This window comes from Thermoclostridium stercorarium subsp. stercorarium DSM 8532 (genome assembly GCF_000331995.1).
GTDB lineage: Bacteria > Bacillota > Clostridia > DSM-8532 > DSM-8532 > Thermoclostridium > Thermoclostridium stercorarium.
The window spans coordinates 2,963,652-2,974,379 of record NC_020134.1; the positions used below are offsets into that span (position 1 = coordinate 2,963,652).

Below are 10,728 nucleotides of genomic sequence, written 5' to 3' on the forward strand. Positions count from 1 at the left end.
TCCGAAGGTTTGTCAATAATTTAGACGACAGTAAAATTTACAAAAACGCCATAAAAATATTATACAAATCAACGGTAAATTTATTCTGTCTTTATTTAAATTCTGAAAACAAAACCCCATCACTTTTGAATTGATGGGGTCTTTCATAATTTATACTATTCTTCCTCGTCATCATCATTCATTTCTCTGGTTATGCGGGCAACAGAAACAACCTTGCTTCCTTCTGCCGTCTTCATCAAAGTCACGCCCTGGGTAACACGGCTTAATATGCTTATTTCACCTACATGTAGGCGAATTATGTTTCCATCGGTATTAACAAGTAAAATATCATCCTGATCATCAACCAATTTTGCACCAACAACAAAACCTGTTTTTTCGGTTACTTTATACGTAAGAATTCCTTTTCCTCCCCTGTTCTGAACCTTGTATTCTTCTATGTCTGTTCTTTTTCCGAAACCGTTTTCGGTTACGACAAGTAATGTGGTGTTTTCAGTGTATCTGAGCATGGATATCACTTCATCGTCGTCACTCAGTTTTATGCCTATTACTCCCTGTGAATTCCTTCCCATCGGACGGACATCGCTTTCAGGGAAGCGAATGGACATACCGTTTTTCGTGATCAATATGACATCGTCATTGCCGTCAGTCAGGCGGACCTCAATCAGTTCATCCCCTTCTTTCAGCGTTACCGCAATCAAACCGCCTTTCCGTATGTTTTCAAACTGCTCAAGCGGCGTTTTCTTAACCATACCCTGACGGGTTGCCATAAACAGGAACATATCCTTTTCTTCACCGGTGATTGGAATAACGGCTGATACCTTCTCACCGGGCTCCAGTTCAAGGAGATTTACAATGGCGGTTCCTTTTGCATGACGGCCGGCCTCGGGGATGTCCCATGCACGCAACTTATATACCTTGCCTCTGTTTGTAAAGAAAAGCAGCAAATGATGAGTTGTGGCGGTATATATGCTTGTAACAAAGTCATCTTCCCGTGTAGTGAGGCCCATAACTCCCCTTCCGCCGCGTTTCTGAATTTTATACTCATCCACCGAAGTTCTTTTGATATACCCGTAATGGGTAAGAGTGATTACTATGTCGGTGTTGTCAATTAAATCCTCGATGACAATATCCTCATCGTCATTGGTTATTTTTGTGCGCCTTTCATCACCGTATTTATTCCTGATTTCAATAAGCTCTTCCTTGATAATGGCGTCTACCAGCTCAGGTTTTTCAAGAATTTCCCTATAATGTGCTATTTCTTTAAGCAGTTCATTGTATTCCTCTTCAATTTTTTCCCGTTCCAGGGCCGTAAGACGTCCCAGTCTCATGTCTACAATCGCCTGGGACTGTTTCTCACTAAGCCCGAACCGTTCCGTAAGTTTTTCTTTAGCCTGGTTTTCAGTATGCGACTGGCGGATTATGTTTATAACCTCATCCAGATGGTCCAACGCTATTTTAAGACCTTCCAATATATGTGCCCTTGCTTCGGCTTTTTCCAGGTCATACTTTGTCCTGCGCCTTATCACGTCCCGCTGGTGCTGAATATAATAATAAATCATTTCCTTAAGGTTTACTACTTTCGGTTCAAACTTCCCGTCAGGCAGCTGAATAAGGGCAAGCATATTCACATTGAAAGTATCCTGAAGCTGAGTATTAACGAACAATTGATTCAACACTACATTTGCATTGGTATCTTTTTTCAATTCTATGACAATACGTATTCCTTCCCTGTCGGATTCGTCCCTCAAATCCGAAATACCTTCTATACGTTTTTCCTTAACAAGACTTGCAATTTTCTCAAGAAGCCTTGCCTTATTGACCTGGTACGGAAGCTCAGTTACAACTATTCTTTGCCTGTTTCCCGAATATGTTTCTATTTCGGTAACGGCCCTTACAATAATGCGACCTTTGCCGGTGGTATACGCATCGTAAATCCCCTTTTTTCCAATGATTATACCGCCGGTCGGGAAATCGGGACCCTTGATGTATTCCATCAGTTCGGGAATATCGGCATCAGGATGATCTATCATATAAACAATTGCGTCTATAGCCTCGCACAAATTATGGGGCGGTATATTTGTAGCCATTCCAACCGCTATACCCGACGAACCGTTAACCAGCAAGTTTGGAAATCTGGAAGGCAGTACAACAGGCTCCACATCATGATCATCAAAATTCGGTTTAAAATCAACGGCATCCTTGTTTATATCCCTTAACATCTCCAACGCAATTTTCTGGAGCCTGGCCTCGGTGTACCTCATTGCAGCCGGAGCATCACCGTCTATCGAACCGAAATTGCCATGGCCGTCAATAAGAGGATATCTCATTGTAAAATCCTGGGCAAGCCTTACAAGGCTGTCATAAACCGCAGCATCTCCATGAGGGTGAAAGCTTTTCAACGTTTCACCGACCGTCGCAACCGATTTTCTGTAAGGTTTATCTGGTGTAAATCCGGAAATATGCATAGTGTAAAGTATTCTTCTGTGTACCGGTTTCAGGCCGTCTCTGATATCGGGCAGCGCTCTGTCTACGATTACGCTCATTGCGTAATCAATAAAAGATTGTTTCATTTCGGCTTCAATATCAACCGGTATAATGCCACTTTCCATATTTTCCGGAGAATTCTTGATGTCCGACATTAAAATGAGCTCCCTTCCAAATGAGATTTTAATCTGCAAAACCGGGCATGAATGGTTTATGCAAGATATTTCTTACTGATATAGAAATTTTTCCCACAATATTTGTATAATGGCAATCACATTTACACATCTTCTCCTATTTTAATAAAGTTTTAATTTTCTGTCTACACCCCGTTATATTGTAATAAAGCATAAAAGCACTTCCAGCGGAATTGGAAGTGCCTCTTTCAAAGACCATATATACCTGTTTTTTCACCTAACGTATCATTGTGCCTTTTTCAGGGAATGATCCTTTTTCGGAATTCTTACGATAAATTCAACGAATTCTCCCCTGTCTATCTGCGCTGCTTTCGCATTTACGCCCGCTTTCTTCATCATTTCAATCGCCTGTTTTATTGTGTTGACAAATATCCTTATATCCTTAATCATGTGGCTGATTTTCTTCTCATTGTCCTGTACCTGGGGATTTGTATATTTGTCAAGAACCTTTTGTACAAGTTCTTCTGTCTTTTTCACATTCAGATCTTTTTCAATTACTTTCTGAAGAACTTTAAGCTGAAGCTGTTCATCCGGCAGTTTCAGTAAAGCCCTTGCGTGGCGCTCGGTAAGTTTATGGTCGGTAAGGATTTTCCTTACCATCGGTGAAAGTCTCAATAATCTAATTTTATTGGCTATTGTAGACTGGCTTTTTCCCAGTTTCTGAGCCAGTTCTTCCTGCGTCAGTCCATGTTCTTTTATAAGGTTTCTGTAGCCTTCCGCTTCTTCCCAATATCCAAGGTCTTCCCGCTGCAGGTTTTCTATTAAGGCCATTATTGCCAAATCATCCTCATTTACGTCAATAATGATTGCAGGTATCTCTTTCAGGCCTGCCATTATGGAGGCCCTGAGCCTTCTTTCGCCCGATACAAGCTCGTAATAATTTGACGGTGTTTTGCGAACATTTATCGGCTGAATTACGCCGTATTCCTTAATGGAATTACATAGTTCCTCAAGAGAAGCCTGGTCAAAATTTCTTCTGGGCTGATACGGATTTGGTCTTATTTTATCAATGGGAATATAAGTTATTTTTTTCTGATCGGACTTTTTTTCGGATCGATTAAAAAGCAATCTCTCATGTAAAGTCATAACGGCACCTTCCTTACTAAATTTTCTTTTGTTAATATGAAAATTTTTGGTAACTACCTATAGGTCTTTATTCGCCGCTGACTTTACATTTCCTTTTTTCAAAAAAAAGAATCGATCGCATAAAACCCTTGAAAATAAAGGATTTCGAGGTTATTTAATAGGTGATTTTGCAGGTTTGCCGCTCTTCCTCGGGTAACCTGTCGGTGTTTGTCTTAATTTTTTTATCAAAACTACATTTCGTTCCAAATTATCAAAAGGTAATGTAAAATTCTTCACCTCTTCTATTTCTCCACCAAGAACAGATACGGCCTTTTTGCTTTCCGCAAGTTCATCCATGACATTCGCACCCTTCATCGCAATGAAATATCCGCCTACGCGCACAAAGGGCATGACATATTCACATAATACGGGTAATGAGGATACAGCCCGGGCAATACCAATATCATAACGTTCCCTGAATTTTTCGTCCCGTCCGAAGTCTTCAGCCCTGCCATGAAATGCGTCAATTCCTGTCAGGCCTGTTTCCTTTATTACGGCGTTCAAAAAACGTACTCTCTTTTCAAGAGAATCCAGAAGGGTAACGTTAATATCGTTTCTTACAATTTTTATGGGAATGCCGGGAAAACCCGCCCCGGTTCCCACATCTATAAGGCTTGATGCATTTTCAGGGAAAAAAGGAATAACCGAAACCGAATCAACAAAATGCTTTATAACTGCTTCCCTTTCGTCAACTATTGCTGTCAAATTAATTTTTTCATTCCATTCAATAAGCATATCAAAATATTTGCTGAAAACATTTATTTGATCCTCATTGATCTCAATGCCGAACAAGCCAAAACCGTTAATCAGAATTTCGGTATTTTCAGCCTTCATTGTCGCTTCTCCCTTTTCTCGCATTCAGATAAATAACAAGAACCGATATATCCGCCGGAGAAACACCTGATATCCTGGATGCCTGTCCCAATGATCTCGGTCTGTATTTTGACAGTTTTTGCCTTGCTTCCAGTCTGAGGCCATGAATTTCCTCATAATTTATATCCTCGGGTAACAACCTTTCCTCCATCTTCTTGAACTGCTCTATCTGCTGCATCTGCTTTGCAATATATCCCTCATATTTAATACGGATAGCCACTTCCTCTGTCACAGGTTTGGGAAGATCAGGCATATCCCTGTCAATTTCCTTCAAAATATCATATGTGATTTCCGGCCTTTTCAGTAAATCATAAAGTTTGACGCCGCTTTTTATCCTGGAACTGTTATATTTGTCCAGAAATTCATTAACTTCATCACTTGGAGGAACTATTTTTCTCTTAAGCCTTTCTATTTCATCCTCTATTGCTTTCTGCTTTTCAAGAAATCTTTGGTATCTTTCCTCACTGATAAGCCCAAGTTTGTACCCTATCGGAGTCAGGCGCGCGTCAGCGTTGTCCTGCCTCAGATGCAGACGGTATTCTGCGCGCGAAGTCATCATACGGTACGGTTCGTTTGTTCCCTTTGTCACCAGATCGTCAATTAAAACACCAATATATGCCTGGGATCTGTCAAGTATTAACGGTTCCTTGCCCTGTACCTTTAAAGCTGCGTTTATACCTGCAATAATTCCCTGTGCCGCCGCTTCCTCATACCCCGAACTGCCGTTTATCTGTCCTGCAGAAAAAAGCCCTTCTATATCTTTGAATTCCAGCGATAATTTAAGACAAGTGGGATCTATGCAGTCATATTCAATCGCGTAGGCATATCTCATAATCTGGGCATTTTCAAGCCCGGGAAGGCTTCTTACCATCGCATGCTGGACATCTTCAGGCATGCTTGTGGAAAATCCCTGCAGATAAATTTCTTCTGTGTCCAGTCCCATCGGTTCTACAAAGATCTGATGCCGCTCCTTGTCGGCAAACTTTACAATTTTGTCCTCAAAAGAAGGGCAGTACCTCGGGCCTATTCCCTCAATCTTCCCGCTGTAAAGCGGTGATCTGTGAAGATTTTCCCGCACTATCCTGTGGGTTTCCTCGGTTGAATATATTAAATAGCACGGAACCTGTTCCCTTTCAATTTTCTGGGTTTCGAAAGAGAACGGAACGATCGGATCATCACCGGGCTGGACGATCATTTTTGAAAAATCAATACTTCTTCGGTTTATTCTCGGAGGTGTCCCCGTTTTAAACCTTCTTAACTGTATCCCGTATTTTTTAAGACTTTCAGACAGCCTGTTTGACGGAAGTAAACCATCCGGCCCGGATTCGTATGAAACATCCCCTATTATAATTTTTCCCTTAAGGTAAGTACCTGTTGTCAAAACAACAGCTTTTGCAGGAAAGAACGACCCTATATGGGTGATTACGCCTTCAACTTTATTGTTTCTTATAACTATATCCACTACTTCCGCCTGGCACAGATGAAGATTTTCCTGGCATTCCAGAGTATGCTTCATCTCCCGCTGATAAGAACGCCGGTCAATCTGCGCCCTTAATGAGTAAACGGCGGGGCCCTTTGCCCGGTTAAGAATTCTTGACTGAATCAGGGTCTTGTCGGCACACTTTCCCATTTCACCGCCCAGCGCATCTATTTCCCTGACCAGATGCCCTTTTGCCGTTCCTCCAATGGAAGGATTACAGGGCATATTCGCAATACTGTCGAGGTTCATTGTAAATATCGCGGTTTTTGCGCCCATGCGCGCTGCCGCAAGAGCAGCCTCACAACCGGCATGCCCTGCCCCTATGACTATAACGTCATACGCTTCATGTACAAATCCCATTGAAAATCCCTCTTACTTACCAATACAAAAATTTTCAAAAATATTCATTACAACTTCTTCGGTAACTTCATGTCCTGTAATAAAGCCGATTTTCTCGGCAGCATTTTTTATATCCATAGAAATCAAATCAAGAGTCATTCCGTTTTCTGCCGCCGAAACAGCAGAATTGAGATTTTCCAGCGCTTCGTTTAAAAGCTTTTTATGCCTTGCATTTGTTACAATAATCTGGTTGTCGGTATCTATTCTTGCTTTGTTTACAAATTCAAGAATCGCTTTTTCCAGATTATCTATTCCATAATCCTCAAGAACCGAAATTTCAATAGTTTCGGGTATTATTCTCCGAATTTCCTCAAGCTTTTCCTTATCGGGCCTGTCGGTTTTGTTTACCACATACAGGACTTTTGAATAATACCTTCTGATCTTTTCAAGGATATCCCTGTCTTCTTTTTCAAATCCTGTCTGGGCATCAAGCATAAAAATTATTAAATCCGCCGTATCTATAACTTCAAGGGCTTTTTCAACCCCAATTTTCTCCACTACATCAGTGGTTTCCCTTAACCCTGCCGTGTCCAGCAGTCTAACAGGAAGTCCCTGGATGTTTACATACTCCTCCAGAATATCTCTGGTCGTTCCCGGAATATCGGTTACAATAGCCCTGTTCTTCCCCGAAAGCCTGTTTAAGAGTGAAGATTTTCCCGCATTAGGTTTTCCTATAATTGCCACGTTCAATCCTTCTCTTAACACCTTTCCGTAATCAAAGCTTTCTATCAGGGTCTTCAAATCCCCTTTTATACTGTTTATCACCTGAACGCACTCTCTTGTTGTAACTTCTTCAAAATCATATTCAGGATAATCCAGGTTGACTTCTATTTTTGCAAGGATATTTACGAGGCTTTCACGTATCTTGTTTAGTTTTTCCGAAAGTCTTCCCTCAAGCTGCATAACCGCAGCTTTAGAACTCTTTTCAGTAACCGCTCCTATCAGGTCCATTATGGCTTCTGCCTGGACCAAATCTATACGCCCGTTAATAAAAGCCCTTTTCGTAAACTCTCCCGGTTCAGCAGGCCTTGCCCCCAGTCTGAACAGTAAGTCGAGAATTCTTCTGGCGGTTACAAAACCACCGTGGCAGTTTATCTCCACCACGTCTTCAGTGGTATATGTTTTCGGAGCAGCCATTTTTGAAACCAAAACTTCGTCTATAACTTCATTGGTTTCCGGATCCACAATTTTTCCATAGCGAATTGTATGAGAAGGATATTCCATAAAGTTACCCTTCCCTTTAAAAATTTTTGAAGCTATGTTGAAAGCTTCACTTCCGCTCATTCTGATGATTGATATCCCTGCGTTTCCAACAGCCGTTGCCACGGCAGCAATTGTATCATTATCACGAATATCCGTATTTCTATATATTTAAATCACCACCTGTTCTTTTCAGCAGGCTATATTTTAGCACTTAAAACAATTAATTTCCACTGTATTAAAAATGGACAATGGTCTTCCCATCGTCCATCTTTACTTCACAATATTTTTATACCTGTTTAGGCTCTCTTTTATACCTTATTACAACTTTTCTGTTCGGCTCATCACCTATACTGTATGTTTCAACGTTCCTGTAGTTCTGCAGAGTTGAGTGTATAATCCGCCGTTCGTACGGATTCATTGGCTCAAGGGTTATGCTCTTTTTACTCTTTACCACCCTGCTTGCAAGCTTTCTTGCCAGTTTTTCAAGTGTTTCTTCCCTTTTTTCGCGGTAATTGCCAACATCGAAAATCACTCTGATAAACTTACCGCTGGACTTATTCACCACAAGCCCCAACAAGTACTGCAGCGCATCAAGAGTCTCTCCTCGTCTTCCAATTAAAATACCAGTATCTTCGGCATTTACCTTAACATTTATGCTGTCTTCCCCAACCGTAACATCCAGGTCTCCTTCAATTCCCAATGCATTGAAAACAGGCTCAAGAAAATCCCTGACTATTTTATTATAATCAATTTTTCTCCAAACCCGTACTACCGCATTTCTTCCGCCGATTAATCCGAAAAGTCCCTTACTTCCTTCATCTATTATCTGAATCTCTGCATCTTTTTCTTCTATGTTAAGCTCCTGTAAAGCTTCTTCTATTGCAGCCTCAACCGTTTTCCCAACTTTTTCAACATATTCCAGCACCGGCTATTCCTCCTTCTTTTTATAGACATATTTGTCCAAAAAGTACTGCTGAGCCATTTGGAACAAATTGCTTACAGTCCAGTATAATGCCAACCCCACCGGGGCCTGAAAACCAATAATCAATGTCATTATAGGCCCAAAATACAATAATGTATTGTTAGTCTGGGCTACCTGTGAATTTGAATTCTGGTTCATCTGTTTCATTGACAGTTTGGTTGATAAAAATGTAGTTGCCACCGCAAGCAATACCATGAACAAAGCCGGTAAATACAGTCCAGGATTTTGGAAAATCAAATTAAAGTCATAGGTCGGCTTTACACCAAGATTAAATATTCCCAGAAAATTAAGGCTTATTTTCTCTATTCCTTCCCCCATCAGTTCAGGAATGGTATTTATTGCATCCACTACATTTATTTCAAAGTACGGATTTCTTTCAAACAGGTTAGCCACAGCCACAGGATCTGATTTTACACTTTCAAACTGGTTTATAAAGGAATACTGACTTCCCTGAAAAAACTGCGGCTGAATCTCCATTATTTTAATAATAATATTCCCGATAAATTCCTTCGTCCACCCTAACATATATGTAAGGGGTTTGCGAATTGTATAATAAAGGGCCACAATAATGGGAAACTGAATAAACAACGGAAGACACCCGCTCAGCGGATTAACGCCTTTTTCCTGGTATAGTTTCGCCAATTCCTGGTTAAGTTTCTCCTTGTCATTTTTGTACCGCTTTTGGATCCTGTCTATTTCCGGCTGCATTTCGCTTATTTTCTGCGAAGATCTAATCTGTTTTATTGTTAATGGCAACAATATTAATTTTACAATTAAAGTAAATAAAATAAGTGCAATCCCGTAATTCTGAAAAGCAATTGTTTTGTAAATAATATACAATAGTCGGCCCAGCACCCTGGCTATTGCATCAGACATCATTCATTCTCCTTCCCTCGGGACAGGGTCATATCCTCCTTTACTGAATGGATGACATTTCAAAATTCTCTTTACAGAAAGAAAAAGTCCTTTCAGCGGTCCATGAATCATTATGGCTTCATATGCATATTCTGAGCATGTAGGATAAAATCTGCATCTGCTTTTTCCTTTCAGCGGTGATACATATGTCTGGTACATTTTTATCAGCCATAACAAAACTGTCTTCATATTACTTCCTGTCCAATACATCCAGCGTTTTGAAAAGATATCTCAATTCCCTGTAGGTTTTATGAAAATTGGGTTCATCGTTCTCATTTCTTTTTCTCGCCACTATTACAAAGTCGTATCCTGTCTTCAGGTTTTCATGAATGGCACGGTAGCTTTCCCTTATAAGTCTTCTTATACGGTTCCTTTTTACACTTTTTCCATAATTTTTACTTGCCGTTATGCCAATCCTGTTAAAATCCAAATTATTTGGCAGCATATAAACCGTTAATGATTTTGAAACCGCGTATTTACCCTTTCTGTATACATTCTGAAATTCCCTATTACTTTTTATTGTAATTAATTTACTCATTTTCTCCGAAACTGTTTCATCCCGTTCAATTTAAAAATAATTATCTCCATCTCTGTTCCCTGTTTATACCCCTTATATTCTACCAAACTTTTCCTTTATTTAAAATACATTATTACATTTATTTACTTTAGAGCAATAAAAAAGAAAAAATTATTAACTTTTAAAAAAAAGACCACGTATCAGCGGTCTTATGCAGTTAATCTTTTTCTTCCCTTAAGTCTTCTTCTCTTTAACACCTTTCTGCCGTTTCTTGTCTTCATCCTCTTGCGGAAACCATGCTCAACCTTTCTCTGCCTTTTCTTGGGTTGATATGTTCTTTTCACCGTATTGCACCTCCAATCAAAAAGCGTTATATTTTGCTTTATCAATAAAAATACCGTTTAGCGCGACATGCATAACCTATTATATATTAAGAATTTTAAATACGTCAATACAAATATTAATCCAGGTGGTGTATAATATATTGTTGCTGCCGGTAAAGAGACATTTAGGTACAAAACTTTGTGATTTCGGCATTTGTTAAGAAGTTACGGAT

The 10,728-nt window shown here is 40.0% G+C and carries 10 protein-coding genes; all 10 read right to left on the reverse strand.

All coding sequences use genetic code 11. The annotated features are described in order from the left end of the window. Window positions 1-155 precede the first annotated feature (155 nt). On the reverse strand, window positions 156-2,639 hold the full coding sequence (gene gyrA, locus CST_RS13005; protein WP_015485193.1) for a DNA gyrase subunit A: 2,484 nt from the start codon (window positions 2,637-2,639) through the stop codon (window positions 156-158). Between the two features lie 264 nt (window positions 2,640-2,903). Beyond that, window positions 2,904-3,764 (reverse strand): nucleoid occlusion protein, encoded by an 861-nt coding sequence (gene noc / locus CST_RS13010; RefSeq protein ID WP_015485194.1) that lies wholly within the window; start codon window positions 3,762-3,764, stop codon window positions 2,904-2,906. A gap of 150 nt (window positions 3,765-3,914) precedes the next feature. Beyond that, window positions 3,915-4,637: a 16S rRNA (guanine(527)-N(7))-methyltransferase RsmG gene (gene rsmG / locus CST_RS13015; RefSeq protein ID WP_015360391.1), complete on the reverse strand. Its 723-nt coding sequence runs from the start codon at window positions 4,635-4,637 to the stop codon at window positions 3,915-3,917. Then, entirely contained in the window at window positions 4,627-6,516 is a 1,890-nt protein-coding gene (mnmG, locus tag CST_RS13020; RefSeq protein ID WP_015360392.1) for a tRNA uridine-5-carboxymethylaminomethyl(34) synthesis enzyme MnmG, read from the reverse strand. The genes rsmG and mnmG overlap by 11 nt, the downstream gene beginning before the upstream one ends. Window positions 6,517-6,528: 12 nt before the next feature. Continuing rightward, complete coding sequence (gene mnmE, locus CST_RS13025; protein ID WP_034843556.1) at window positions 6,529-7,908, reverse strand: tRNA uridine-5-carboxymethylaminomethyl(34) synthesis GTPase MnmE; 1,380 nt, start codon at window positions 7,906-7,908, stop codon at window positions 6,529-6,531. 136 nt (window positions 7,909-8,044) lie between these two features. Further along, window positions 8,045-8,680, reverse strand: a complete 636-nt coding sequence (gene jag / locus CST_RS13030; protein ID WP_034843561.1) for an RNA-binding cell elongation regulator Jag/EloR — start codon at window positions 8,678-8,680, stop codon at window positions 8,045-8,047. A 6-nt stretch (window positions 8,681-8,686) separates the two neighbouring features. Then, entirely contained in the window at window positions 8,687-9,619 is a 933-nt protein-coding gene (locus tag CST_RS13035) for a YidC/Oxa1 family membrane protein insertase (protein WP_015360395.1), read from the reverse strand. Next, on the reverse strand, window positions 9,620-9,844 hold the full coding sequence (gene yidD / locus CST_RS13040; protein WP_015360396.1) for a membrane protein insertion efficiency factor YidD: 225 nt from the start codon (window positions 9,842-9,844) through the stop codon (window positions 9,620-9,622). Window position 9,845: 1 nt separating this feature from the next. Next, on the reverse strand, window positions 9,846-10,193 hold the full coding sequence (rnpA, locus tag CST_RS13045) for a ribonuclease P protein component (protein ID WP_015360397.1): 348 nt from the start codon (window positions 10,191-10,193) through the stop codon (window positions 9,846-9,848). A gap of 188 nt (window positions 10,194-10,381) precedes the next feature. Continuing rightward, entirely contained in the window at window positions 10,382-10,516 is a 135-nt protein-coding gene (gene rpmH, locus CST_RS13050) for a 50S ribosomal protein L34 (RefSeq protein WP_015360398.1), read from the reverse strand. Window positions 10,517-10,728 lie beyond the last annotated feature (212 nt).